The organism is Sphingomonas sp. P4_G3, from assembly GCF_056401105.1.
This window is the reverse complement of sequence record NZ_JBFUJZ010000001.1, coordinates 602548-629154: the sequence shown is the minus strand read 5'-3', so window position 1 is coordinate 629154 and position 26607 is coordinate 602548. Positions and strand designations below refer to the sequence as shown.

The 26607-nt window shown below is 62.5% G+C and carries 16 protein-coding genes; 4 read left to right on the top strand and 12 right to left on the bottom strand.

Features of this window, described 5'->3' with window-relative positions; genetic code table 11:
* Positions 1 to 10: 10 nt before the first annotated feature.
* The 3 genes from prsR to AC1DQQ_RS02945 all read right to left on the bottom strand — a co-directional run bounded on the left by prsR (position 11) and on the right by AC1DQQ_RS02945 (position 4915).
* Positions 11 to 1360, bottom strand: coding sequence for a PEP-CTERM-box response regulator transcription factor (gene prsR / locus AC1DQQ_RS02955; RefSeq protein ID WP_478040379.1), 1350 nt, complete (start codon positions 1358 to 1360; stop codon positions 11 to 13).
* Entirely contained in the window at positions 1357 to 3405 is a 2049-nt protein-coding gene (prsK, locus tag AC1DQQ_RS02950) for an XrtA/PEP-CTERM system histidine kinase PrsK (RefSeq protein ID WP_478028268.1), read from the bottom strand. Before prsK ends, prsR begins: the two co-directional genes overlap by 4 nt.
* A gap of 121 nt (positions 3406 to 3526) precedes the next feature.
* Entirely contained in the window at positions 3527 to 4915 is a 1389-nt protein-coding gene (locus AC1DQQ_RS02945) for a TIGR03013 family XrtA/PEP-CTERM system glycosyltransferase (protein ID WP_478028225.1), read from the bottom strand.
* Between the two features lie 182 nt (positions 4916 to 5097).
* Between AC1DQQ_RS02945 and AC1DQQ_RS02940 the strand changes: the two genes are divergently transcribed.
* Entirely contained in the window at positions 5098 to 6147 is a 1050-nt protein-coding gene (locus AC1DQQ_RS02940) for a mannose-1-phosphate guanylyltransferase/mannose-6-phosphate isomerase (protein ID WP_478040378.1), read from the top strand.
* A gap of 161 nt (positions 6148 to 6308) precedes the next feature.
* Here AC1DQQ_RS02940 and AC1DQQ_RS02935 read toward each other — a convergent pair whose 3' ends face one another.
* From AC1DQQ_RS02935 to AC1DQQ_RS02915, 5 genes are all read right to left on the bottom strand, one after another.
* The gene (locus AC1DQQ_RS02935; protein WP_478040377.1) at positions 6309 to 6995 is read right to left on the bottom strand and encodes a hypothetical protein; all 687 of its coding nucleotides are present in this window, start codon (positions 6993 to 6995) and stop codon (positions 6309 to 6311) included.
* A gap of 2 nt (positions 6996 to 6997) precedes the next feature.
* Positions 6998 to 11620 (bottom strand): RHS repeat-associated core domain-containing protein, encoded by a 4623-nt coding sequence (locus AC1DQQ_RS02930; protein ID WP_478040376.1) that lies wholly within the window; start codon positions 11618 to 11620, stop codon positions 6998 to 7000.
* A gap of 249 nt (positions 11621 to 11869) precedes the next feature.
* Positions 11870 to 14617 (bottom strand): TonB-dependent receptor, encoded by a 2748-nt coding sequence (locus tag AC1DQQ_RS02925; protein ID WP_478044209.1) that lies wholly within the window; start codon positions 14615 to 14617, stop codon positions 11870 to 11872.
* 171 nt (positions 14618 to 14788) lie between these two features.
* The gene (pepF, locus tag AC1DQQ_RS02920; RefSeq protein ID WP_478044208.1) at positions 14789 to 16648 is read right to left on the bottom strand and encodes an oligoendopeptidase F; all 1860 of its coding nucleotides are present in this window, start codon (positions 16646 to 16648) and stop codon (positions 14789 to 14791) included.
* An 86-nt stretch (positions 16649 to 16734) separates the two neighbouring features.
* Entirely contained in the window at positions 16735 to 18348 is a 1614-nt protein-coding gene (locus tag AC1DQQ_RS02915) for a DUF6311 domain-containing protein (RefSeq protein WP_478044207.1), read from the bottom strand.
* A gap of 144 nt (positions 18349 to 18492) precedes the next feature.
* Here AC1DQQ_RS02915 and AC1DQQ_RS02910 point away from each other — a divergent pair, with 144 nt between their 5' ends.
* Positions 18493 to 19467, top strand: coding sequence for a bifunctional helix-turn-helix transcriptional regulator/GNAT family N-acetyltransferase (locus AC1DQQ_RS02910; protein ID WP_478028215.1), 975 nt, complete (start codon positions 18493 to 18495; stop codon positions 19465 to 19467).
* On the opposite strand, the gene AC1DQQ_RS02905 is transcribed toward AC1DQQ_RS02910, so the two are convergent.
* From AC1DQQ_RS02905 to AC1DQQ_RS02890, 4 genes are all read right to left on the bottom strand, one after another.
* Positions 19464 to 20129 carry a hypothetical protein gene (locus AC1DQQ_RS02905; protein ID WP_478040371.1) on the bottom strand — a complete coding sequence of 222 codons (666 nt, stop codon included), beginning with the start codon at positions 20127 to 20129 and terminating at the stop codon, positions 19464 to 19466. The two genes, AC1DQQ_RS02910 and AC1DQQ_RS02905, sit on opposite strands and share 4 nt — an antisense overlap.
* 222 nt (positions 20130 to 20351) lie before the next feature.
* Positions 20352 to 21995, bottom strand: a complete 1644-nt coding sequence (gene groL, locus AC1DQQ_RS02900; RefSeq protein WP_478028212.1) for a chaperonin GroEL — start codon at positions 21993 to 21995, stop codon at positions 20352 to 20354.
* A gap of 93 nt (positions 21996 to 22088) precedes the next feature.
* Positions 22089 to 22376: a co-chaperone GroES gene (gene groES / locus AC1DQQ_RS02895; protein WP_066812912.1), complete on the bottom strand. Its 288-nt coding sequence runs from the start codon at positions 22374 to 22376 to the stop codon at positions 22089 to 22091.
* Positions 22377 to 22535: 159 nt separating this feature from the next.
* Complete coding sequence (locus AC1DQQ_RS02890) at positions 22536 to 23924, bottom strand: MATE family efflux transporter (RefSeq protein ID WP_478040370.1); 1389 nt, start codon at positions 23922 to 23924, stop codon at positions 22536 to 22538.
* Positions 23925 to 24135: 211 nt separating this feature from the next.
* Between AC1DQQ_RS02890 and sppA the strand changes: the two genes are divergently transcribed.
* The gene (gene sppA / locus AC1DQQ_RS02885) at positions 24136 to 26025 is read left to right on the top strand and encodes a signal peptide peptidase SppA (protein WP_478044513.1); all 1890 of its coding nucleotides are present in this window, start codon (positions 24136 to 24138) and stop codon (positions 26023 to 26025) included.
* On the top strand, positions 26022 to 26585 hold the full coding sequence (locus tag AC1DQQ_RS02880; RefSeq protein ID WP_478028209.1) for an N-acetyltransferase family protein: 564 nt from the start codon (positions 26022 to 26024) through the stop codon (positions 26583 to 26585). Before sppA ends, AC1DQQ_RS02880 begins: the two co-directional genes overlap by 4 nt.
* Positions 26586 to 26607 lie beyond the last annotated feature (22 nt).

Below are 26607 nucleotides of genomic sequence, written 5' to 3'. Positions count from 1 at the left end.
GGTCCCGGTCCTAGGCATGGAGGTCGTAATTCTTGAGCAAATCGTAGAGCGTCGGACGGCTGATCCCGAGCAGCTTGGCGGTGTTCGAGATATTGCCCTCGGCGCGTGCCAGCGCGTGGCGGATCGCCTTGCGGTCGGCGCTCTCGCGCACCGCCTTCAGGTTGATCGGATCGGGTGTGTCGCGCTCTGCAAGATCAAGATCGATCGCGGTCACGCTTTTGCCGTCGGCCATGATCACCGCGCGCTTCATGCGGTTTTCGAGTTCGCGCACATTGCCCGGCCAGCCCCAGGCATCGATCGCACTCAGCGCATCGGGCGACAGGCCGGTGACCGGCCGGTTCATGGTCTTGGCGTAATGGTGCAGGAAATGCTTGGCGAGCAGCACGGGATCGCCGGTGCGCTCGGCCAGACTGGGGATGCGCACGACGATCTCGGCCAGGCGATAATAGAGATCTTCGCGGAACGTCCCGCCGGCAACCATCGCATCGACGTCCTGGTGCGTCGCGCAGACGATCCTGGTGTCGACCGCAATCGGTTTGCGTCCGCCGACCCGCTCGATCACCCGTTCCTGCAGGAAGCGCAGCAACTTGACCTGGAGCGGCAGCGGCACGTCGCCGATTTCGTCGAGGAACAAGGTCCCACCATCGGCGAGTTCGATCTTGCCTTCGGTCGTCTTGACCGCGCCGGTGAACGCGCCCTTTTCGTGGCCGAACAATTCGCTCTCGAGCAACGTCTCGGGGATCGCCGCACAATTGATCGCGACGAACTGGCCCCTGCGCCCCGATTTCTCGTGCAGGCCGCGCGCCAGCACTTCCTTGCCGGTACCGCTCGCCCCGAGCAGCATCACTGACACGTCGGCATTGGCGACGCGCTCGATCATGCTGGTGACCTTGAGCATTTCGGGCGCGGCGGTGATCAGCCCGCCCAACGCCTCGCGTGACGTGGTGGCGAGACGCCGATTCTCTTCCTCGAGCGCGTGGACATGGAAGGCGCGCGCGACGATCAGGCCCAATGCGTCGATGTCGATCGGTTTCTGATAGAAATCCCACGCGCCCTCGGCGATCGCACGCAACGCGCTTTCGCGCGCGCCGTGACCGGAAGCGACGATGACCTTTGTATCGGGCTTCAACCGCAGGATCTCGGCAAGCGTCGCGAACCCTTCGCTAACCCCGTCAGGATCGGGCGGCAGGCCCAGATCGAGCGTCACCACCGCCGGTTCTTCGGCACGCACCGCGTCGATCGCCTCGCGGCGGTCGCCCGCCACGATCACTTCGTAATCGTCATAGGCCCAACGCAACTGGCGCTGCAGCCCGGCATCATCCTCGACGATCAGCAATTTCGGTCGTGGGCCTGTGTTCATGCCGCCCGCTCCATCTTGACTGGCGCGAGCGCCTCTCGAAGCGCGATGGTGAAGCGCGTGCCCTCGCCTTCGCGGCTGACCACGTCGAGCTTGCCGCCCATCGCCTGAATAACCTGGCGCGCCTCGAACGCGCCGATCCCGAACCCGCCACTCTTGGTCGAGGTGAACGGCCGGAACAGCCGGTCGCGGATGAAGCTCGCGCTCATCCCCGGACCGGAATCGATCACCTCGATCGTCGCACGCCCGACCACCACGCCAACCGGTTCACCCGGCGCGCTTGCCTCGATCGCGTTCTGGATCAGATGCCCCAGCGCCTGTTCGAGCCGCGCAGGATCGGCGACCGCGACGGCATCGCGCTTGCCCGTGACCGCGATCGGATGGCTGCCGCCGCGCCGCCGCATGACGCGCTCGACGATCGGCATCAGCTCGACCGCCACCGGGTCCTCGACCCGCGCCGAATTGTGCTGCGACAGACGTGCCAACAGGTCGTTCATCCGCCCGACCGAATCCTTCAACGTGGCGATCATGTCGGCGCGGAAATCGGGATTGTCGGCATGGCGTTCGGCGTTGCGCGCGACCAGGGTCAACTGGCTCACCAGATTCTTCACGTCGTGCATGATGAAGGCGAAACGGCGATTGAACTCGTCGAAGCGGCGAGCGTCGGCCAGCGCTTCGTGCGCGCGCGCCTCGGCCAGATAGCTTGCGACTTGGCGCCCGGCGATGCGCAACAGGTCGAAATCCTCCCAGTCGAGCGAGCGGTCGATCGGCGGCCGCGCCAGCAGGATCGCGCCGATCAGCTGGTTGAGGTGGACCAGCGGCACGATCGCCCAGGCGCTCGGCTCGTCGAGCATCCATTGCGGCACCGCAGCGAGCTCGTCTGGCGGCGCCTCACCCGCGCGCACCGCGTCGAGTTCGATGATCCGGCTGTTCCCGGCCATCGCCTGCGCGAGCGTCTCGCCGGCGATGGCGACGGGCACGGCACCGAGCCAGTTCCATGTCGCGCCCAGACCGAACATCCCGTCGTCCGCCACCAGCAGCAGTCCCGCGGCGGAATCGGTGACGTCGGCGACCGCCTTGACGATCCGTTCCTCGAGCGGCGCCGCACCCTCACCGGGGGCGCCCAGCGTATCGGTGAAACGCGACCATTCGGCGCGATAATCATAGCGATGGTTGAACAGATGCTTGGCGACCATCACCCGCAGCCAGGCCTTGATCGTCGGCGACGACAGCAAGGTCAGCAAGGCGGCGGCCGAGCCGAACACGAAGGCGGTCTGCGCCAGCCGCGCATAGCTGCCGCCGAAATTGTCGATCGCGCTGATCGCCAGCACCGTGACGACGGCATAGGCCATCAGCGCGACCAGCGAGAGCGACTGCCACGTCACCGTTCGCGACAATTTGAGCGTCCAGTCGCCGTTACGATGGACCGCGATCGCCAGCAGAGGCACGATTGCGATCATGACCAGACCGCGTGCGGCGATCAATTCCTGCGAACCGTCGCCGCTGAGATAGGCCGTCGTGTACATTACGAGATCGGTCGTCCACATAATCGCGAGCGCCGCCACCGCGAGCCGGATACCACCACGGGCTCCGGGTGCTGCGACCGAATAGAGATGGTGCACCAGCACCAGCGCGCCGAGCGCGACCATCATCCGCAACAGGATGCGCACCGCCGCGAAACCCTTGACCAGGTCGGCGGGCACCGACGCCTGGATCACACTCAGCACGATTCCGGCAAGCGCGACCAGCACGACCACGCCATAGATCATCGTCACCGCGCGATCGCGGCCTGCAGAATCGTCGCGCCGCAGCAAGGCCATCATGAAGGCGAGCCAGGCGATGTTGCGCAGGCTTTCCGCCACGCGCGCCGTCAGATCGGGGTTGCCGATTCCCGCGACCGCCAGCGCCCACAATGCGGTGATACCCAATGCCGCAACGAACGCGGTGCGCGGCACGCTGACCGCGCCGTCGCGCAATTGCGACAGCGCCAGCACCGCGAACAGCAAGGCGGCAAGCGCGTGGCCCCAAAGGATGACTGTCCCCGCCATTATTTGGGACCCAGCTTCGCTGTGTCCGCGCCGCACCGGCCCGCTCCCCCACCCGGCCTCCCATAGAGTACCGTAGATGGGAGGCCGGGTGGGGGAGCGGGCCGGTGCCGTACCAACAACATCAGCGCGCACCCTCGGGCCACAGCACGACGCGGATCGTCTGGAGCAGGATCAACAGATCGAGGAACGGCGAATAATTCTTGGCGTAATATAGATCGTATTCGAGCTTCTGCCGGCTGTCCTCGATCGACGCGCCATAGGGATAATTGATCTGCGCCCAGCCGGTAATGCCCGGCTTCACCATGTGGCGCTCGGCATAATAAGGTAGCTGCTGTTCGAGATCCTCGACGAATTGCGGGCGTTCGGGGCGCGGGCCGACAAAGCTCATCTCCCCCTTCAGTACCGACCAGCATTGCGGCAGTTCGTCGATCCGCACCTTGCGGATGAAGCGGCCGATCCGGGTGATGCGCGGATCGTCCTTCTCGGCCCACACCGCCTGGCCGTTGACCTCGGCATCCTGGCGCATCGAGCGCAGCTTGAGGCAATCGAACCCGACGCCGTAGAGGCCGACGCGGCGCTGGCGATAGAAAGCCGGGCCTTTGCTCTCGAGCTTCACCGCCAGCGCAGTGAGCAGGATGACCGGCCCCGCAACCAGGAGCAGGAGCAGGCTGGCGGTGATATCGAACAGCCGCTTGAACACACCCGACAGCATCCGCCCCGACGAGAAACCGTCGGAGAAGATCAGCCAGCTCGGATTGACGCTCTGCAGGTCGACGCGGCCGGTCTCGCGCTCGAGGAAGGTCGAGATATCGTTGACATGGACGCCGGTGGTTTTGATCCGCAACAGGTCCTTGAGCGGCAGTGCGTTGCGCCGCTCCTCGAGCGCCAGCACCACTTCGCTCGCGTTGAGCAGCACGACATGGTCGGCGAGATTGTAGATCGCATCGCGCGCAATCGCTTCGGGGATCACTCGGTTGGCTTCGCTCATCGAGACATAGCCGACCACGACGAAGGCCGATCCGGGCTGTTGCTGCAAGGCTTTCAGCCGCGCGGCGCGCGGGCCGGCGCCAAGCACGACGACGCGGCGCTTGAACACATGGCTGCCCAGCATCTTGCCGAGCAGGATTCGGATGGCGATCAGCGCTACCGGCGCGATTCCCATCGCGTAGAACAGGTTCGATCGCCAGAAGGTTATCGCCGGCGACAGGAAGTACAGCACCGACAGGAAAATCACGCCGAGCGAGATCGCGACCAGGATGCGCGCGATCGCCCGACGCAGCGATTGCAGCGCGTCAGCGCCATAGACCCCGACCGCGATCATCGCGGTTTCCAGCGACACGGCGAATGTGAAGAGTTGCGGCAAGCGATTGACGATCGGCTCGACGATGCTGCCGAGCTGGTGGAGGCGAATCGAATAGGCGATCTCCGCCGCCGCGATCAGCAACGCGACGTCGAGCAGTCCCAGGAACAAAACGGCGTGCGGCACATAGTGCTTGAACAGCCTGATCATCGTCTTCGCCTGCCTTTTCGGCCTCAGTGCAATCGTCGGGTGTAAGGTTTTCCGACAGGTTTCAGGCGGTGTCGCAGAAATTGACAAAGAAAGGCTGAACGCCGCGGAAACCGGCGACTTTCTGCGAGTTTGGCAAATCGTCGGAAGACCCTAGATTAGCATCAACCGCAAAGGACCCGTGAATGCCCGAGACGACGTCGATCATCCCTGTCATCCTCTCGGGCGGATCGGGCACGCGGTTGTGGCCGATGTCGACGCCGGAAACGCCCAAGCAATTGCTCGCGCTGACCGCCGACGAAACCATGCTCCAGCTGACCGCGCAGCGCGCCTCGGGCGACCATTTCGCGCCGCCGATCGTGGTCGCCAACCAGCGCCATGCCGAAGAGATCGAGGCACAGCTCATGGCGATCGGCACGCCAGCCCAGGCGCTGATCCTCGAACCGGTAGCGCGCAACACCGCGCCGGCGATCGCGCTCGCCGCGCTCGCGGCGGGCGACGGAGAGGCCGTCTTGCTGATCATGCCGTCGGATCATGTCATCACCGATACCGATGCCTTCCACGCCGCGATCCATGCGGCGCGGCCGATGGTCGACCAGGGCTGGTTGGTCACGTTCGGGATTGATCCGCACTCGCCGGAAACCGGCTATGGCTGGATCCATGTCGGCGAAGCAGTTGCGCCGCGCGTGCACAAGGTGACGCGGTTCGTCGAAAAGCCCCCGCGCGACCGCGCCGAGGCGATGCTGGCGGCGGGCGATCATGTCTGGAACGGCGGCATCTTTCTGTTCCGGGCCGACGCATTCCTGGGCGCGCTCGCGGTCCATGCCCCCGAAGTTCTGCATGCGGCTCAGCAGGCCATGCTCAAGGCCAGGCACGAAGGAGCGCGTGTCCACCCCGACCCGCAAGCCTTCGCCGCTTCGCCCTCGGACTCGATCGACTATGCCGTGATGGAGAAAACGCCGCGCGTCGCGGTCGTGCCGGTCAGCATGGGCTGGAGCGACCTCGGCAGCTGGGATGCGCTCCACGAACTGAGTACGTGCGATGGCAACGGCAACGTCTGCAAGGGCGATGTCGTCGCGATCGAGACCGAGAATTGCCTAGTCCAGGCCGATGGCGTGCGCATCGCTTTGGTCGGTGTGACCGACCTGATCGTGGTCGCCAACGGCAAGGATGTCCTGATCCTGCCGCGCGGCCGCAGCCAGGAAGTCAAGAAGCTGATCGAGGCGATGGAATAGCCGCCAAATTTACGGTAACAGCGCAAAAGTCATAAGCCAAATTGGGGTTATCGCACCTACCGATCCAGCGTGCGGACACCCTGCTTGGCGCGATTGCGCATCACACGATCGTGCGGTCCGACTCCTGCGATGCTTGGTAATACCATGTTGCGCTACCTCATTCACAGCGGAGCTGTCATTGCCGATCCGGTCAATTCTCGCGCGAAATTCTCATACCAATCCGTCAAAAGATGCATAGATTGCCCGGTTAGCTTGCTATTGATAAGCCCACAAAACCTAGCGATGCGATTATGTGAATCGATATCTATCGAGACAAAATCGGCAGTCATACAAGGCAAATCCGGTGTAAGATTAGATATAATCTGATCCCATTCCCCACGACCTGACCGACATAACGCTGAATAATCTATGTCTTCCTCTTCACTTTTTTTCCAACAATACGTCACGATGCTGCATACATCTTCCGGTAGATCAAACTCTATAGAGTTACGATCTGAAACCAACAACTCTGTCATAATTCCTATGAGATCTAAAGGAATTTTCTGAGAGTTTGGCTCTATTTTCGTACCACCATTATTAACGAGATCAAATAGCATAAACCCCGGATAAACATACTCCTTTATTGTATCAATTATATGTCGAGAAGTATGCTCAATACGAACGTCATCGAATGAAATAATCCAATAGTTATCGAAATTCCTGGTAAATACCTTCACTTCGTCGCGGCATTTATTCTGAGCAACTTTCTTATCATCGTACGAAATTAGCAGACCGATACTTGGCCACCATGGGAAAAACCAGTCAGTACTCAATAGCATTGCCAATTTGTCGAAAAACGTCTTGTTCATAATCAGCGCCCTGGACGAAGAGGAATCGGGGCATACGCAAGCTTCCACGCTTCGGGAGGAACTTTACATCCCTGTTGGACCGCCTTTCGTATAAGGTTTCTAAGTCCGGTCTGCCACCCGGTCACTTGCTCGATATGCCCCCCCCAGTAGCCAGTTCCCTTTGGCAACGACGGACTGGGCGCGTAGCGCGCGAGATTATACAGATCAAACTTATCGACGCGCAAATCGGCAATTCGACTTCTAACTTGCTCCATATACCTGTATATTTCTTCGATTATTAGGCGGCATTCCTCTTCCTGCCGAGCTTTGCAATGTTGGTCGTATAGGAACACGCTCACTGCAGCGACCGCACCGATGGCCTCTCCCACGCCGATAGCGCGTCCCCATGGGGTGGCACGCCCGGGTCGGAGTTGTCGTTCCAACCACCAATCGACGGCAAATTCCGCGACATCAGCCGCCGCCGCGCCTCCAGGACTTAGGCCGGCGGGGTCAGTCTGTCCGATCGGGTTGCCGTTTGCATAAAGATAGGGATTAGCACCGCCCGAAAGGCCTATCGGGTCGGCCTGGATATACCGCCCGGTCGTGGGGTCGTAGTCGCGGTAACGGTTGTAGTAGAGGTCCACGAGCGTCCGGGTCTGTCCGGGAAACCCAACCAGTGTGTATCCCGGCGTCACCACATTGCGCAGATTGTCGGTGATCAGGATCGGTACGCCGAGATGATTGCCGTAGACCCAATTGAGCCCGGCGGGGGTCGCGACGGCGAGCGGGGCGTAGCCGCCCATGCCGTCATCTCCGCCAAAAGGCTCGGCAGGACTGCTCACGGTTGGGCTCAGCCAGATCGTCTCGGCCCGCACATCGGTATAGGACGAACCATATTCGCCCATCATCCGACCATCGAGATCGTACACATAATGGCGCGGATCGGTCGTCGTTCCACCCGTGATGCGCTCGTCGAAGCCGTTATATTCATTGACCAGCGTATCGCCGCCCGACACCTGGTAGCTCGTCAGCCGGCCGAAGCCGTCATAGGCCACGGTAATCCCGCTCCCCGGCCGCGTTTCGGCAATCGTATTGCCACGCCCGTCATAGGTGATCGACCGCGTGCCGGCGGCATCGACCACAGAAGCGAGCTGGTTCGTGCCCGTGTTAAGCGCGAAGGTCGTCGTCGATGCCGGCACGATGTCCGCGGGATTGGCGCGCAGCTCGGTGCGCTGCAGGTTGCCATTGGTATCGTAAATCAAATCCTGGCGCCGCGCGCTCCCGGATGCCAGCACGCTCTGCGTCAATCGCCCGACGGAATCATAGCCATAAGTGACGCTACGGGTGGAATCGACGTTGTCGGCGATCGACGTGATGTTGTCGTCATTGTCGTAACCATAAGTCAGCAACGAGACGTCGGTTCCTGCCGGGAGGTAAAGCCGCCTGCTCGCGAGCCGGCCGTCATTGCCCCAACTTTGCTGGAACAGGAGGCCGTTTCCGTATGTCGCCGACAGCATCGACCCGAAGGGTTCATAAGTGATGCCGGATATCAGGTATTGGAGCGGGGCGGAGGCATTCGCTCGCGTGGAAACCAGGGTTACGCGCCCGTACAAATTACGCGTGTAGTTCACGATCCGACCCGACGGATAGGTGATGCGCACCACGCGGTCAGCGTTGTCGTAAGTATAGGAAAGATCGGCAAGGACGGTCGTCCCGCTCTTCCGCCGCCTGGTAGTAATATTGCCCCGATGATCATAACCGAACTGGGTTTCACCGGTGCTGTCCACGGTAGAGACCAACCGTCCAATGCCGTACGAGCCGGTGATCAAATTAGCGTCATAGCTATAGTTGACGATTTCAGATGCTGGACGGCTCACCGGCGTCTTGCTCAAGATACGCCCCAGCGCGTCGCGCACGATATCGACGCGCTGCCCTCGCCCATCGATCGCCGCGATCACGTCGCCCGCCGCATCGTAATAATAGGTGCTGGTGCCGCGATCGGGGCTGACCTCCTGGATCAAGTCGCCAAAGCCATCGCGGACGAACGTCGTCTGAATGGATTTGGGATCCTTGAAACTGGTCGCTCGATCGAACGCGTCATAACTGCTCGTGCTGCTACCCGTGTCGGGCGCAACCGACGAGACCAGTTGATTGAGTCCGTTAAAAGCTTGGGCGGTCGCGAAGGATCGCGCCGAGGTGGTCGAGACGATGTTGCCGAGCTTGTCATAAGCCCAGGTTGTGGTGCGGCCGGCACCCAATGTCTCGGTCAACAAGCGGCCGAGACCATCGAAGGTACGGCTGCTCTCACGCGCCGTCGTGCCGTCCCATCGTTTCACGGATTGGAGCGTGACGTTGCCCATCGGATCGCGGGCGAAGGCGATCTTTTCGCCGTTCACCGTCGAGCGGATCGCGGTAACCTGCCCGGCAAGGTCGCGGTCGATCGCCATTTTAAATGTGCCTGGCAGCGTGACCCCGACGACGCGGCCTTCGACGTCATAATCGAAGGTCGTCACCGCGTCGCCCCCGGATGAAACCGGGCTCTTGACGGTCACGGTCGCTACCCGGCCGAGTTGATCATAAGTATACAGCGTATCGATGCCATTGGGGTCGGTCATCTTTCCCGGTCGACCATTCGCATCGTAATTGGCGAAATGCGTCACGTAACCAAGCGCATTGGTCGAGGTCAGCAGATTGCCGTTGGTGTCGTAGGTGAAGGTGGTGACGTCGTCCTTACCGTTCACATCGAGCCCCTTGGGCCCGTTGACCGACAACAGCCGGCCGTTGTCGTTCCAGGTGTAGGTCCAGGTCCTCGCTTGACCCGCGGTCGAGTAGGGAATGGTTTGCGTCGTTGTGTCGGTCGCAGTCTTCGTCAGCAACAATCCCGCCGGACTGTAAGTGTAATCGATGCTCAGCCCAGGTCGATCTTCGTGCTTGGGAAGATCGAACACTGGATCCCAGGTGAAGTTGGTCGTCCGCGCATCCGATGTCCCTGACGCTTCGCGCAACAGCGTGGGACGGAGCTGTCCGTCGATATCGACGTGCTGCTGCAGCCCCTTCTCATCGGTAAAGTCGGCGATCGCCATGTCGCCGACATAGCCGTAGTAATTATAGTTAGTCGTCGACCCTTCGACTCCCATCGAGGCGTAGTTGGTAACGCTTTGAAGCACACGCTGAGCGTCAGCCCAGTTATGCGCTTTATAGAATCTATAATCCTGTCGATATCCGAGCGGATTTGTCACCTGCCTTATGAACGAGGCCCCCCAAGACATGTCCTCCAGGTTGACGATTTGGTACTTGTTGAACCCGCCAGCGAGTTCGGTCGACGTGACCAACCCGGCCGCATCATAGGTATAAGTAGAAAGCCGGTTGCCGTTCTGGTCGACTTTGCCGGTCAGCGCATAAGGGATCGCCAAGTTTTCATAGAGATAGGTCCGCCCCCAAAGCAACGTGCCGGTGGATGAGAGGCGCTGGACTCCTTCCAGGCGGTCCTGGAGCTTGGAACCGCGGACGTCGTAGTCCTTGCCATAGGTATAGTTCAGGCTCGTTCCATCCGGCAGGTCGATCTTGGAAATCACGTGCACCGCGTGATTCAGCGACAGGGTAGCTGCGGTTTCCCGCGGCGCGTCGGCCCAGGTCAGGGTCATTTGATGACCGAGGCTATCGGTCACCAGGTTGGGAAACTCGCCTGTGTCGGGATATGAATAGGAAATCTTGTACCCATCCGCCCAACCATGCTCAATTGGGACAAGATACCTGACGCCATCCGTTGGATTGCTGGGACCGGCCCGACGGAACAGGATATACTCACCCTGCTGCATATCCATCCGGACCTCGCCACCGCCATTAGAGACAGCCGATCCAGCATAGAAATAATCGTTACGACCGGACGACGGAATGGCGACCATCGATAGTCTGCGCCTAGTCGCCGCATAAGTGTGCCAGGTCCAGACGGAGTCCCCACCATCGGGAAGGAAGATGGCGAAGGAACCATCGACGTCTAGATATTCGAGCCTGCCGTTACCAAAAGCGAGTCTTCCAGGTACGACGCCGTGCCAGCGCGCACCAAAACCCGGAATAGCTGTTGGCGAGACAACGTTCGTATAGTCCTCTCCGAGACTGTAATATGTTCGATCGACCGAGAACCGTCGTTCGGCAGCGGAATAGTCAACCTCTTCATCGACCTTTGCGCCTTGGTTGAGCGCTACTGGATTGCCTACCGTCGGATTTGGAGAGCCATCAGGACCGCCGTCTTTACAACCGCATTGCGCACGCGAGCCCGTATTGGCATCGCCGCGCAGGCAGATGCCGGGATCCGCCAATTGATAGCCGGAGGGGCAATATGCTGTTGCGAGGGCGGAGAGGATGGTGTTGGAATTGGCGTTCAGCGTCCAGTTGCAAGCCGCAGTACGCCCACCATTGTAGGTCGGCGGTTGAAGCGTCGCGCCCGGGTTGTAATAATCGTGCTGAGCCTTGCAGGCCGCATCCGGGCTTGGCCAGTTTCCAGGATCACTCGGAAAATTGCCGCTCCAGAGTGGCGTTGGCGCATAAGCCGGCGGGGCCACTCCTTGTGCATTCGCCGTGACGGGGAACAATAGCAGCGTAAAGAGAAGAGCCAAATATGCAGCAAATCTGTGCATCGTCGTCATCGCCCCCGATCGAGACTCAATGCGGCGAAGGTGTACTGCGATCTCCAGCTTCACAAGGGGTTAGGTCCAAATAGAACGTAAATTTACCTTTCACTACAATATCATGACACGCACGCGACCCTGCCTGCAAAACCGCGCAGTTGAAAGCTTCGGCGCCCGGCGAATTTTCGCCGATCAACGACCACCGGCAGCGTCGCCAGCTTTGAAGGCGGCGGAAAAGGCAGCTCCCAACGGGGGAGCAACCCGCTCCTAAAAGTGCAACTGCACGCCAATGCGGTAGGTCGACCCATAGCGCTCGCGTTCGACTAGGAAGTCCTTGCTGCCCTGATAGTGGCGCCATGGCGAGTCAGTCAGATTGGCCGCGTCGACATAGATCGTATATTGCGGCGTGACCTGTAAACCGACGTGCAGGTCGAGCTGTCCCTGCGCATCCCAATAGGAGTCGGTGGCCGCGCTGGTGCCGACCACGTCGGAGAAGGCCGAGCGGTAATTGAACGCCAGCCGCGCGGTCAGGCCGTATTTCTCGTAGAAGAGGCTGACATTGCCGAGGTCGTGCGACTGATAGGCGAGCGGGATAGCGCCGGCGCGGAACCCCGGTCCGGTGGCATGGCCCCAAACGTGCGTGTAATTGGCCGACAGGCCGAAGCCGCTCAGGAAACCCGGAAGACCGGTGAACTGGGTCTGGGCGTTGAGCTCGACGCCGCCGATGAACTCCTTGTCCATATTGGTATATTGGGTGAGGTCGATCTTCGGATAGTCGGTCGCCGACGCGCCGGGAATGTCGCCCGGATTGGCAATACCCTTCTGGACGATCTGATAGATCGGGTTCTTGATGTCCTTGTAGAAGAAGCCGACGCTGAACAGGCTGTCCTTGGTCGGGTAATATTCGATCGCGGCGTCGAAATTGACCGCTTTATAGGGCTTCAGGAAAGGATTGCCGGCGGCGACTGTGGCCGGATTGGGATCGTTCGGCGTCACCGTGATGAACGGCGCCAGCGTGCTGTAATTGGGGCGGCCGATCGACGTCGTGACCGCGCCGCGTAGCAACAAATTGGGCAACGCCGCGAACTTGACGTTCAGGCCGGGGAACCAGTCGGTGTAGCTGTTGGTGGCGCGGGCGTTGAAACTGTTATTGGCAGCCAGTGCCGCGGCATAGGCCGCGTCGGTCGTGATCGTCTTGCCGATCGCGGTGATCGCGGGGCCGACGATCTTCGCCGCGGTCTGATCGCGCGTATTCTCGACGCGCACCCCTGGAATGACGGTCAAATTGCCGAACTTCAGCGTGACCATCGCATAGCCCGCCAGGATGCGTTCCTTGACGTCGTAATCGGGCGCCAGCGAGCCGCCCAGATTGCCGGCATAGTCGAAGGTCGCGGCGCTCGGATGGGCGGCGAGATAGGCCCGCGCCTTGTTCCAGTCGATCCGCTGACCGAAGTTGAACTGCCCGTTGTAGAAGTCGCTGTCGCCCAGAAACCCGACGGTATCGAGCGTCCAATTGGCGCCCTTGGTGCTCTTGTAACTGGTCAGATCGTGATCGTCATTCTTGTGACGGTCGAGATATTTGAAGCCGACCTGAAACGATGAATCCGTGCCGATGGCGAGCGGATGGCTATAGTCGATTCGACCCTGCCAGATGCGTTCGAACGTGAAGCGATGCTCGGCCTTCAGCTTGCTCTGGATGAAATTGGCCGGATCCGAAAAGATCCCGGCATTCGTACCGCTCGGCACCAACGTATAGGGGTAGGTCGAGGGATCGTAGGTCGCAAACAGCGGGTTGGTCTTGGGCGGCGTATAGGTGAAGGTGAATTCGCTGCGGATCGGGTCTACCTTTTCGGCCCGGGTCCAGCCGCCAGACATCGACAGCTTGCCGCCGCCGACATTGAAATCGCCGCCCAGGGTCACCGACTTGGTGTTGTCGTCCTCTTCGCGATGGCGGACCAGGATCGTCGCGGTGGCCGGCAGCGTGGACAAAGTGAGAGCGTTATAGGCCGGGGTACCCTTTGTCGGGAAATTGATCGCGAGCAGGTTCTGATCGCGAGTCTCATGGTCCTGATATTTGGAATAGCTCGAGCGGATATAGAGCTTGACGTCGTCGCTCGGCCGCCAATCGAAATTGCCGACAATGCCCAGGCGCGTGCGGTACAGGTTGTAGTCGCGATAGCCGCCGCCGGCCGGAACGGCCACGCCACCAATGGTGTTGGTCCAGTCCGAAGAACCCTGGAAATTCTCGGACTCGATCGGGCGTCGCGAATAATTGACCGACAGCACCGCACCGAACGTCTCGCCAGCGCCGAACCGGCCGCCGATCGTGCCGTCGACCTCATAAGGTGATTTCTTGTTGATGCCATACAAGCCGATCGCGCCCCGCGCGTCGAAGAAGAACGGCGCCTTGTTGTCGAACGCGGTCTTGGTCCGGACATTGACCTCGCCGCCGATCGCATTGGCATCCTGGCTCGCGAGCAGCGACTTGGTGACGACGACCGACTGGATCATCGCCGAGGGAAGATCGTCGAGCTTGACCACGCGGCCGTCCGGCTCGGGCGCGGGCAAAGTCTGGCCGTTGAGCGTGACGTTGACCAGGCTCGGGTCGATACCGCGAATGACGACATAGCGCCCTTCGCCTTGATCGTTGGCGACAGACAGCCCGGGCAGGCGCTTGACCGCCTCGGCAACATTCTGGTCGGGCAGCTTGCCGACATCGTTGGCGTGGAGCGTTTCCACGAAATTGTCGGCGTCCCGCTTCTCGGCAGTGGCCGCCCGTAGCGCGGCGCGGCTGCCGGTCACGATGATATCGCTGTTCGGCGCATCGCTCGGAGCAGCACCGCTATCCGCAGTCTGCGGCGCATCACTCGTGGCCGGCAAGGCAGGCGCGGTCTGTCCGTCGGCCGCGAATGAGGGCGTCGCGACGCCCAGAGCGATAGCGGCGAGAGCGAGGCGCGACGTCGTGCCGCGCAGCGTGAAGCTGACCATGTCGTAACCCCCGAAGAGCTGAGGCATTGGTAAATCCCAACGTCCCGTCGCAAGGCGCGCTATTCTCGGCGCGCGACATTCGCGCGACTCAGGGATGACGTCGGCGTTACAATTCGGAGTCGGTTTTGCGACGCAGGGACGGCCTGGCAGCGAGCAACATAAAGCCCCTCCCCTCCAGGGGAGGGGCTTAGAATTAGATCAGCCCATCAACTTCTCGCAGGCATCCAGCGTTTCGCGGAACGTCTGGATGATCGCCTGATACGGTGCCGGACTCGCCATATCGAGACCGGCGCGCTTGAGTATCTCGGTCGGATAATCCGACCCGCCCGATTTGAGCACATTCAGGTAATTGTCGCGCTCCTTGGCGCCGCCTTTCAGGATCGCGCGCGCGAAATAGGACGCCGCCGAGATCGAGGTGGCGTATTGATAGACGTAGAAGCTCGAATAGAAATGTGGAATGTACGCCCATTCGGACGCGTATGTGTCCGACACTGCGACCTTGGGTCCGTGATAGCGCTTGAGCAGATCGAGATACATCGCGCTGAACTTCTCGCCCGACATCCCCTCGCCCGCTTCCGCCTTGTCGTGCGCGGCAAGCTCGAACTCGGCGAACATCGCCTGGCGGTAGAAAGTCCCGCGCATACCTTCGAGCTGCATGCCGAGATAGTAGAGCTTCTCCTGCTTGGTCTTGGCGTTCGCGACCATGTACGCTGCGAGCAGCTGCTCGTTGCAGGTCGAGGCGATCTCCGCGAGGAACAGCGGGTAATCCGATTTCTCGTACACCTGGTTCTTGTTAGCGAGCAGCGTGTGCATCGCGTGGCCCCATTCGTGTGCGAAGGTGGTCATGCCCTCGTAATTGTGGCCGAGGTTGAGCAGCAGATACGGGTGCAGGTCATACGCCGCACCCGGGTTCATATAGGCGCCCGATTTCTTGCCCGGCCGCGGGAACGGATCCATCCACTTGCCCGCGGTCGCCTTGCCGAGCAGATCGACATATTCGGGGCCGAGCACCTTGGTCGCCGCCAGCGTGTTGCTGCGCATGTCGGCGAGTTCGGCCTTCTGATCGAGCTTCACCAGCGGCGGATAGATATCGTAATAAGCCATGTCGGGCAGGCCGAGCAGCTTGCGGCGCAATTCGAAATAGCGGTGCAGTTCGGGCAGGCCCTTGTTGGTCTCCGCGACCAGCGTCCGGTACACGCCCTCCGGCACGTTGTTGCTCGACAGCGACATGGCGAGCGAGGTCGGATATTTGCGCGCCTTCTTGCGGAACACGTCGGCCTTGAGCTTGGCGGCATAAGCCGCACCGAGCGAATTCTGGAACTTGCCATATTCCGCCCAGAAGGTGTCGAATACGAGTTTGCGGTCGGCGCGGTTGGGCGCGTCGCGGTTGAGCGTATAGGCTTGGTCGTCGAGCCGCACCTGCTTGCCGGTCGACAAGGTCAGGGTCGGCCAGGGAATATCCGAGGCGACGAGCTGTTCACGGATGTCGCTCGGTCCCGACAGAGGCGACCCGACGCCCGCCAGCAGTGTCTCGCCTTCCGGCGACAAGGTGTGCTCGGCCTGACGCAATGTATCGGCGAGCGCGAAGTCGAAGCGCTTCTTGAGCGTGTCGTTCGACGCGATGAACCCGGCGATCTTGGCCTTGCCCAGCGACAGGATTTCGGGAGTCGACCAGGCGGTGGCCTCGCCAAGCGCGGTGAACAGGTCGATCGCCTGCGCCTGACGCTCCTGATTGGCCGATACGCGCAGATCGGCATCGGCATTGAGGCTGGCATAGGTATAAACTTTGCTCGCAGCGCGCCCGATATCGGACTGAGCGACCAGGAAGGCCGCGAGCGTCTCGGCGCTTTCGCCCAATTTGCCCTGATACTTGGCCAGGCCCGGCACCTCGGCCAACGTCTTCTTGCGCGCTTCGTCCCAGGCAGCGTCGTTGGGATAAAGGTCGGTCAGGTCCCACATCGCGCCGGGCGCCGCATCCTGCGCCCAGGCCGGCATCGCCGCGGCAATCGACATCATCGCCGCAGCGGTCATCGCCTCACGGCGCGAAAGTTCGGTCATGCTATTTCCCTTTGAGCGCGCCGGTGGACCGGCATCGAGTGGACGCACTCATCCTGCCGCGACGACTGGCCAAAGGGAAGTGTGTATTAGCGGGTTAGCGCACCGACGGGCAGGATCACCGGAATATTATCGATCCGTGTGAACCGCCCGGCCGCCGCTGCCGGCGCCGCGACGTTAGGCGCTAACACGTAGAGCCGGTGCGGATCGATCTGCCCTGCGGTGAACGCCGCCAGCTCGCGCCGCTGGCGCTCGACGGTCGCAACCGAATCGCGTGCCGCATAGACCAATCGGACAGGCTTGCCCTGGCCCACCGCGCGCCAAGCGACTTCCTGGAACAGCGAGAGGTCACGCGTCGCGTCGGGCGGTACGAAGGTGACATCGCGCGCCGCCGCGACCGCGCGGTCCCAGCGGGGATCGGGCGTCAAGACATAGAGGCGATGTGCACCCGCCTCGGCACTCCGAGCGCGGACCACGGCCGCCATGCCTGACAGATCGAGGATCTGGATCGCCAGCAGCAATACGAGCAGGCCGTCGGCCTGGGCACGCGGTAGTCGATAAGCTGCAAGGATCGCGGCCAGCACGAGCACATAGGCGACCGGCCAGAACAGCCGGCCCGAGGCCCGGACCAAATCCAGCGCCGCTATGAGGAAACTCGGCAACGGGATGCGCGGCAACATCTGCCCGGCGACATCGGGATAATTGCTGATCGCGAGCAAGGTCAGCGCGACGAGCGCGGGGATCAGCCAGCGCAAGCGACGTAACGACGAACGCTGGTTGTCCGCCGCCGGTCGCCTCCACGCGACCACCACCGCGATCGGGAACAGCAGGAGCAAGCCGGCACCGAGATACTGGAATCCTTCGAACCCGCGCCCGGCGCGTTGCGCGACAGACGGCAGGAGGCGCGAATAAACCGGCGTGCCTGGGTTTATGGGCGCGTCGATCGGCATCGCGAACGCGCCGTAATTGCCCGCCAGCGTATGCGCCTCTCCGGCCCCGAGCAGCCAGGCTAGACCCGCAACCATCGCCAAAATCACCGCCGCGCCGCCAACCAGGACGACGCGCCCACGCCGATCCGCGATCACGAAGCGCTCGATCATTGCGGTCAGCCAGATCGCGCCGACCATCATCAGCAGGTAATTGTGCACCAATGCCGCGATCAGCAGCAGCACCGCCCAGCCCCGGTTCGATCCGGCCCGCCCCGGATCGAGGAAGCGCCACAGCGCCCACAGGATCAGCCAGTGCGCCATCAAATTGGCGTGGACATAGCGATTGGCGAGCGTTGGCAGCGCAGCGAGCAGAATCACGCCACACCATAAGGCGATCGGCCCTGGTGCGTATTTCCTGAGCAACAGCCAAGCGAAGAAGACCTGCAGGAACAGGCAGACCAGAATCCATGGACCGACGAACTGCGCATCGGTGGGCAACAGCGAGGCGAGCGGCCGCGCTGCGATACCAATCAGCGGATTGCTGTCGGTGAACAATAAAGGCACGCCGTCGGGGGCGTTGAGCTGGCGCGTCCGCAGCACGCCCGGCGCAGGATCGTGCAGCCACGCGTGAATCCCCAGCGCATTCTCACCATTGTCCGACCCACGGATCAGCCAGCCGGCATTGCCGATATCGAGCGTTGCCGGGTGGAATAGCGCAAGGAACAGCGCCAGCGGCAACAGCAGCAAAGGCAATCGAGGCAGAAGCGCGCGCACTCCAGCGGCTTGCCCGACCGGCGCTACTTTATAGTTAACGGACGGCCAAAGTCCTTTCGGCGAGGGGAGATTTTTCTGATCTGGGCTTGACTCCATAACGCGATATATATCACGTTATATTTATAGCAACACGAGGACGATTCGATGGTCGACGATGCGATAGCGTTCGAGGGAGCGGTTATGCTCGGCAGCCGCCTCAAGCGACTGGCCGAACGCTTCCAGAGCGGCGCCGAACGCATCGCTGCCGATTGCAACCTGCCGACCCAGCCGAGCCAGATGCCCCTCCTCACCGCGCTTCATCGTCACGGTCCCCAGACGGTGGGCGATCTGGCCGAGCGGATGGGGATCAGCCAGCCCGCCGTGACGCGCATCCAATCACGACTGCTCGACCTCGGCCTGATCGAGACCAGCCGCGACGAACGCGACCAGCGTACCCGGACGATCGCGCTGACCGACAAGGGTCACGAGGCGATGGACCTGGCGAGGACGGTGCTGTGGCCGCGGCTGCGCGCCGCGGTTGCCGAAGTGTGCGACGTCGATGCCTTCCTGGCGCAGATCGCCGCGATAGAGACCGCGCTCGCCGCGCAACCGCTCGAGCGGCGCCCGCGCGGCGGCCTCGCCATCCGCCGGTTCAGCGATGAACTCGCGCCCGATTTCTATCGCATCAACGCGCAATGGATCGAGGACATGTACACGCTCGAACCAACCGATATCGACGTGCTCAGCCACCCGCGCGAACGGCTGATCGAGCCGGGCGGCGACGTGCTGTTCGTCGAGGATCCCGAGCTCGGTATCGTCGGGACATGCGCGCTGCAGAAGACCGGCGAGCGTCAGTTCGAGTTGACCAAGATGGGCGTCGTGCCGAAAGCGCGCGGGCGCAAAGCGGGCGAATTCCTGCTCCACGCGACGATCGAGCGCGCCTTCACGCTGGGGTGCGACCGGCTGTATCTGCTGAGCAACGCCAAGGGTGCAGCGGGCGTGCATCTCTATGAGAAGGCAGGGTTCGTGCACGACGAGGGAATTATGGAAGAGTTCGGCAAGCGCTACGCGCGGTGCAATGTGGCGATGCTGTATCGGGGCACGCAAGACAGATTTAGTTCAACGACCGTCGTTGCTTAGGTCGTTTTCTGGACGTCGGAAGGACACAATTCGATACTTCCGCGTGGCAGCCCCGCCCGCCCTCCATGGAGTATCCGAATGGCATCCCCGGCCTTCTGGATGCTGGCCAGAACGCAGAAATACCCCTCGCTTTTTATCTCGTCCGGACCTGACGCAACGTCCCCAGGACGCCGATGGGCGAGCATCCAGGCATAGTCATCTTCGCTGATCTCGATATTCGACCAGAGCGGCATGGTCTGGATGTTCCAGCTCTGACCTTTTCCATGCGTCCGATAAGCTCGCGATATCGCGATTGGCACCTGCCGATATGTGACTGTCTTCGCGGGCGGAAAGTCGATCCATCCCTCGACGATCTCGCTCGCCGGCAGGAGCGTCATCGAGACCGCCAAAAAACTCAGAAAAGAACTGGCGATCGTGAAGCCGATCCGATTGTAGGCCGGCCATGAATTTGTCGTCGGCCACAGGACGACAGCGCCGACGAGAGCGACAACAACGCCTGTTGCGAAATCCCATCCGATGACGTTGCTGTGGTCCGGCGCCAACTCGGTGGCGTCGTCGATCCTGCCCAGAACAAAGCTGAGCAAGAGCAGACACCCGCAGACGGCAAGCCATCCGATAGCCGGCTTTTCGAGCTTTCGTTTTACTGACGGGGTGCTCTGCACGGAGCACCGCTATCAAACGGAAAACCGGGAGTAAATCGTGACATCGGCCATCGCGCTGGATAAAAAGAAAGGCCGGCGGATCGCTCCGTCGGCCTTTCTTTTTGTGGTCGGGGCAGCGGCGAAGCCGCTGCCTGACGTCGGTCGGGATATTCGGCGGGGCCGAAGACCCGCCGTCCGTTCCGATTTCGTGTCGGAAGCAGCTCTCGCTGCTCCCGTCCGAAATCAGAAGTCCATCCCGCCCATGCCGCCCATGCCGCCGCCGCCCATGGGCATGGCGGGCTTGTCTTCCGGCAATTCCGACACCGCCGCTTCGGTGGTGATCAGCAAGCCGGCAACCGAGGCCGCATCCTGCAGCGCAGTGCGAACGACCTTGGTCGGATCGATCACGCCGGCAGTGACGAGGTTCTCGTACACGTCGGTCTGGGCGTTGAAGCCCTGCGACGGGTCGTTGCCCTCGAGCAGCTTGCCCGAGATCACCGCGCCGTCATGACCGGCATTCTGCGCGATCTGGCGCAGCGGCGCATAGAGCGCCTTGCGGACGATATCGATGCCGCGGGTCTGGTCGTCATTGGCGCCCTTGAGACCTTCGAGAGCCTTGGTCGCGTAGAGCAGAGCGGTACCGCCACCGGGGACGATGCCTTCTTCGACGGCCGCGCGGGTCGCGTGCAGCGCGTCGTCGACGCGATCCTTGCGCTCCTTGACCTCGACTTCCGAAGCACCGCCGACCTTGATCACCGCGACGCCGCCCGCGAGCTTGGCCAGACGCTCCTGGAGCTTCTCACGGTCGTAATCCGACGTGGTGTTCTCGATCTGCTGACGGATCGCTTCGGTGCGGCCCTTGATCGCATCGGCATCACCGGCGCCATCGACGATGGTGGTGTTGTCCTTGTCGATCGAGACGCGCTTGGCGGTGCCGAGCATGCCGATGGTGACGGTCTCGAGCTTGATGCCCAGGTCTTCCGAGATCATCTCGCCCTTGGTCAGGATCGCGATGTCCTCGAGCATCGCCTTGCGGCGATCGCCGAAGCCCGGCGCCTTGACCGCGGCGACCTTCAGGCCACCACGCAGCTTGTTGACCACGAGCGTGGCGAGCGCCTCGCCCTCGATGTCCTCGGCGATGATCAGCAGCGGACGGCCCGACTGGACGACCGCTTCCAGGATCGGGAGCATCGCCTGCAGGTTCGACAGCTTCTTCTCGTGGATCAGGATGTACGGGTCGTTGAGTTCGACCGTCATCTTCTCCGGGTTGGTGATGAAGTAAGGCGACAGATAGCCGCGGTCGAACTGCATGCCCTCGACGACATCAAGCTCGAATTCGAGACCCTTCGCCTCTTCGACGGTGATCACGCCTTCCTTGCCGACCTTGTCCATCGCTTCGGCGATCTTCTCACCGACGACGGTGTCGCCATTGGCCGAGATGATGCCGACCTGGGCGATCTCGTTCGAACCCGAGACGGGCTTCGAGCGCGCCTTCACGTCCTCGACGACCTTGGTCACCGCGAGATCGATGCCGCGCTTCAGGTCCATCGGGTTCATGCCGGCCGCGACCGACTTCATGCCCTCACGAACGATCGCCTGGGCGAGCACGGTGGCGGTGGTGGTGCCGTCGCCGGCGAGATCGTTGGTCTTGGACGCGACCTCACGGATCATCTGCGCACCCATGTTCTCGAACTTGTCCTTGAGTTCGATTTCCTTGGCGACGGTAACGCCGTCCTTGGTGATGCGCGGAGCGCCGAACGACTTCTCGATCACGACGTTACGGCCCTTCGGACCGAGCGTGACCTTGACCGCGTCGGCCAGGATATCGACGCCGCGCAGGATGCGCTCACGCGCGTCGCGGCTGAATTTAACGTCCTTGGCTGCCATGTTGGCTACCTTTCCTTATGGTTCGTCATCCCAGCGAAAGCTGGGAGCTTGTGGTGCTTGAGACCCCGGCGTGCGCTGGGGTGACGGAATTGATCAGCCGACGATCCCCAGGATGTCGCTTTCCTTCATGATCAACAGGTCTTCGCCATTGACCTTGACCTCGGTGCCCGACCATTTGCCGAACAGGATGCGGTCGCCGGCCTTGACGTCGAGCGGGGTGACCTTGCCGTCCTCGCTCTTGGTGCCGGTGCCGATGGCGACGACTTCGCCTTCCTGCGGCTTTTCCTTGGCGGTGTCGGGGATGATGATCCCGCCCGCAGTCTTCTCTTCCGCCTCAACACGGCGGACGAGGACGCGGTCATGCAACGGACGAAAGTTCATTTGCGTGAGTCCCTCAATAGGAATTGAATTGGGATTAGCACTCAGTTCCCCCGAGTGCCAACGCAGCGCATATGTGTCTCGTCTTCCAACTCGTCAACGGGGTCGGAAGATTCTTTTGCTTAAGCGGGGCGAGAGCATTCAAACCCGCGACGGACTGGGTCAGCCGGCCGCGGGCAGCAATCCCAGCCGCTCGCGCATCGCCCAGCGCGCGACGAGCAGCGCCGAGACGACGGCCAGCCCGACGGCGAGCCCGACCCAGATGCCGACGCCTTGCCACTGCAAATGGAAACCGAACAGGATCGCGGTGCCGAACCCGGCCACCCAATAGCCGAACGCCGCGACCACCATCGGAATGCGCGTATCCTGCAGCCCGCGCAGCGCGCCCGCCGCGACCGCTTGCGCTCCGTCGAACAACTGGAACATCGCGGCGACGGCCAGATACTGGATCGCCAGCGCCACTTCGCGGGCCCGCGCCGGGTCGTCGACATTGACGTAGATCCCGACGATCAGCTTCGGCGCGATCCAGATCGTCGTCGCGGTCAGTACCATGAAGCCGGTGCCGGTGACGATCGACGCCCAGCCGGCGCGGCCGATCCAGACGCGGTTGCGCGCGCCATAGGCCATGCCGACCCGGATCGTCGCCGCCTGGGCGATGCCGAACGGCACCTGAAAGGCGAGCGCGGCGATGTTGAGCGCGATGGCGTGCGCCGCGACTTCGGTCACGCCGATCAGCCCCATCAGGAAGGCCGCGCCACCGAACAGCCCGCCTTCGAGCGTAAAGGTCAGTGCGATCGGCGCGCCGAGTCGCGCGATTTCGCCCATCCGCGTCCAATGCGGCAGCCACCATTTGCCGAACAGGCGGTAGCGGCGCAGCTTGCCGTCGAACGCCAGGATCGCGGCATAAGCCAGCATCATCGCGATCGCGGTGACCAGGCTGGCGATCGCCGATCCCTCCAGCCCCAGCGCGGGAAAGCCGGCATGGCCGAACACCAGCAACCAATTGCCCAGCGCGCCCATGCCGAGCGCGCCCGCCGTCACCAGCATCGCCCAGCCCGGCCGGCCGAGCGCGGCGGCGACGGTGCGCATCACTCCCGCCCAGATATTGGGCACCATGATGAACAACAGGATGTCGAGGAACGCGCCGGTGCGTGCCGCCACCCGCGGATCCTGCCCCAACAGCAGCAGGATCTCCCGGCTGAACGCGAGCACCACCATGAAGAACAGCCCGCTGATCAGCCCCAGCCACATCGCCATGCGGAATGACCGCCTTACCTGGCGAACGGCATGTGCCCGCGCACCCAGTTCGGCGGCGATGATCGGCGCGCAGGCGCCGGTGAAGCCGATCATCGCCCACATGATCAGGCTGAACAGGAACACGCCCAGCGTCGCCGCGGCGAAATCGATCGCGCCCAGCCGCGCCACGAACATCACGTCGACGGCATAGACGCCCATCTGCAGCAGATTCGCGCCGACCAGCGGGCCGGACAGGCGAAACAGCGCCCATAGTTCGGCGCGCGTCGAGGCAGGGGCAGGGCCGGCCAGCGGCATGGGGGCAGCTAACGCGACCATAGGGACGGAGGCTCTAGGGCGTGTATTGTCTAGCGGCAACACTCTGGAGGACACTTAAGCCCCTCCCCTTCAGGGGAGGGGCTAATAGGAGCCATAGGCCTGAACCCAATCATGCGTATTGCTCAACCATCACACTTGCGGCTATCGCGGCTTTAAGACACGCTGCATGGCGCAGTGGGAGACGATCGACGTGAAATTGGTACGCGGCGCCTGGAAGATTCTGGTCGGCATCAAGGACGGCCTGGTGCTGATCTTCATGCTGCTGTTCTTCGGCATCCTGTTCGCCGCTTTGTCGGCCAAGCCCAACAGCACGGTCCGCGACGGAGCGCTGCTGCTCAAGCTCGACGGTCCGATCGTCGAACAACCAGAGAACGTCAGCCCGTTCGCCGCGATGCAAGGTGGCGGCAAGCAGCACCAATTCCGCCTGCGTGACCTGGTCCGCGCGATCGATGCGGCCAAGGACGATTCGCGCGTCAAGGTCGTGGTGCTCGATCTCGACGGCTATGGCGGCGGCTATCCCGCCGCGGTGACCGAGGTCGCCAATGCGCTCGGCCGGGTCAAGGCATCGGGCAAGCCAGTGCTGGCTTATGCCACTGCCTATACCGACGGCAGCTATCTGCTCGCCGCCAATGCCAGTGAGGTCTGGCTCAACCCGATGGGCGGCACGCTGTTCATGGGTCCCGGCGGCAACCAGCTCTATTACAAGGGCTTGATCGACAAGCTCGGCGTCAACGTCCACGTCTATCGCGTCGGCAAGTTCAAGTCGTTCGTCGAACCCTATGAGCGCGACGCGCAGTCGCCAGAAGCGAAGGAAGCGCTCACCGCGCTCTACGCATCGATCTTCAGCCAGTGGAAGGACCTGATCCACAAGGCGCGGCCCAAGGCGCAGATCGACGCCTTTCTGACCGCGCCGGATCAGGCGATCGCCGCGACCAAGGGCGATATCGCGCACGCCAACCTCGCCTCCGGCCTGGTCGACAAGCTCGGCGATCGGCTCGCTTTCGGCAAGCGCGTGGCGCAACTGGCGGGTGACGGTCCGAAAAAGGTCGCCGGTAGCTTCGCCGCGATCAAATATGACGATTTTGTCGCCGCCCACCCGATGTCCACCTCCGGCGACAGGATCGGCATCGTCACGGTCGCCGGCGACATTATCGACGGCAAGGCCGGACCCGGCACCGCCGGCGGCGACACGATCGCCAAGGCAGTGCTCGACGGCCTGGCCAAGAAGGACCTGAAGGCGCTCGTCGTGCGCATCGACTCGCCCGGCGGGTCGGCGCTGGCGTCCGAGACGATCCGCAAGGCGGTGCTCGAAGCCAAGGCGCAAAAGCTGCCGATCGTCGTCTCGATGGGCGGGCTCGCCGCATCGGGCGGCTATTGGGTGTCGACTGCCGGCGACGTGGTCTTCGCCGAGCCCAATACGATCACCGGGTCGATCGGCATTTTCGGCATCATCCCGACCTTCGAGAATTCGCTCAAGAAGCTCGGCATCACAACCGACGGGGTGAAGACCACACCCCTGTCGGGCCAGCCCGACGTCTTTGGCGGCACCAGTCCCCAGGTCGATTCGATCCTGCAGGCGTCGATCGAACATGGCTATGCCGAGTTCATCGGCCGGGTCGCTACCGCCCGCAAGATGACGCCGCAACGCGTCGACGAGATTGGCCAGGGCCGTGTCTGGGACGGCGGCACCGCGCGTCAGCTCGGGCTGGTCGATCGTTTCGGCTCGCTCGACGACGCCGTTGCGGAAGCCGCCAAGCGCGCCGGGATCGACGCCAAGAACGTGCGCCGCGTCTATCTGGAAAAGCAGCCCGGCTGGTTCGCCAAGCTGGTCCAGGGCTTTGCCGACAATGACGATGACGACGCCAGCGCGACCGACGACGCCAAGGCGGGCGATCTGTTCGCGATGCTTGCCGCGCAGCGTCAGGACGTGTTCGCCCGCGCGCTGGGCGATGCCAAGCGGCTGGCGACGGTCAATTCGGTCCAGGCACGCTGCCTCGAATGCGCCGGCTTCTCCGACGCCCGCTCCGATGCCGACGACCGCACCCTGGCGCAGATGCTGATCAAGGCGATCTGGCAGTGATCGCGCTGCGCCCCGCGCGGCCCGAGGATGCAGCATCGATCGCGGCGATCTACGCGCCGTATGTGCTGACCGCGACGGTCTCGTTCGAGACGGAGGCGCCCGACGCGCGCGCGATGCGTAACCGCATGACGGCGAGTGATGGGCTCTATCCGTGGATCGTCGCCACCAACGGCGTCGAGGATGGCGATGCCGTCCTGGCCTATGCTTATGCCACCAAGTTCCGCGAACGGCCGGCCTATCGCTATGTCGTCGAGACCTCGATCTACGTCTCCGGACCGGTCCAGGGACAAGGCGTCGGACGGCTACTTTATCCCGCGCTGATCAACACGTTGCGCGCACAGGGATTCGTCCAGGCGGTGAGCGTGATTTCGCTGCCTAACGACTATACGATCGGGCTGCACGAAGCGGCGGGGTTCCGCCGTCAGGGTGTGCTGCGCGAGCTCGGCTTCAAGCAGGGTCGCTGGATCGACGTCGGCTTCTGGCAGCGCGAGCTCAACGATGCCGCGATCCCACCGGCCGAGCCCAAGCCGTTTTCCGAGGTCGGTCTGATCCGCGCCTGACACCGCGATAGTTCGGTCCCGA

Bases quoted from the DNA above. Each gene is read 5' to 3' on its own strand.
- prsR (WP_478040379.1), bottom strand. From the start codon at position 1,360: ATGAACACAGGCCCACGACCGAAATTGCTGATCGTCGAGGATGATGCC.
- prsK (WP_478028268.1), bottom strand. From the start codon at position 3,405: ATGGCGGGGACAGTCATCCTTTGGGGCCACGCGCTTGCCGCCTTGCTG.
- AC1DQQ_RS02945 (WP_478028225.1), bottom strand. From the start codon at position 4,915: ATGATCAGGCTGTTCAAGCACTATGTGCCGCACGCCGTTTTGTTCCTG.
- AC1DQQ_RS02940 (WP_478040378.1), top strand. From the start codon at position 5,098: ATGCCCGAGACGACGTCGATCATCCCTGTCATCCTCTCGGGCGGATCG.
- AC1DQQ_RS02935 (WP_478040377.1), bottom strand. From the start codon at position 6,995: ATGAACAAGACGTTTTTCGACAAATTGGCAATGCTATTGAGTACTGAC.
- AC1DQQ_RS02930 (WP_478040376.1), bottom strand. From the start codon at position 11,620: ATGACGACGATGCACAGATTTGCTGCATATTTGGCTCTTCTCTTTACG.
- AC1DQQ_RS02925 (WP_478044209.1), bottom strand. From the start codon at position 14,617: ATGCCTCAGCTCTTCGGGGGTTACGACATGGTCAGCTTCACGCTGCGC.
- pepF (WP_478044208.1), bottom strand. From the start codon at position 16,648: ATGACCGAACTTTCGCGCCGTGAGGCGATGACCGCTGCGGCGATGATG.
- AC1DQQ_RS02910 (WP_478028215.1), top strand. From the start codon at position 18,493: ATGGTCGACGATGCGATAGCGTTCGAGGGAGCGGTTATGCTCGGCAGC.
- groL (WP_478028212.1), bottom strand. From the start codon at position 21,995: ATGGCAGCCAAGGACGTTAAATTCAGCCGCGACGCGCGTGAGCGCATC.
- groES (WP_066812912.1), bottom strand. From the start codon at position 22,376: ATGAACTTTCGTCCGTTGCATGACCGCGTCCTCGTCCGCCGTGTTGAG.
- AC1DQQ_RS02890 (WP_478040370.1), bottom strand. From the start codon at position 23,924: ATGCCGCTGGCCGGCCCTGCCCCTGCCTCGACGCGCGCCGAACTATGG.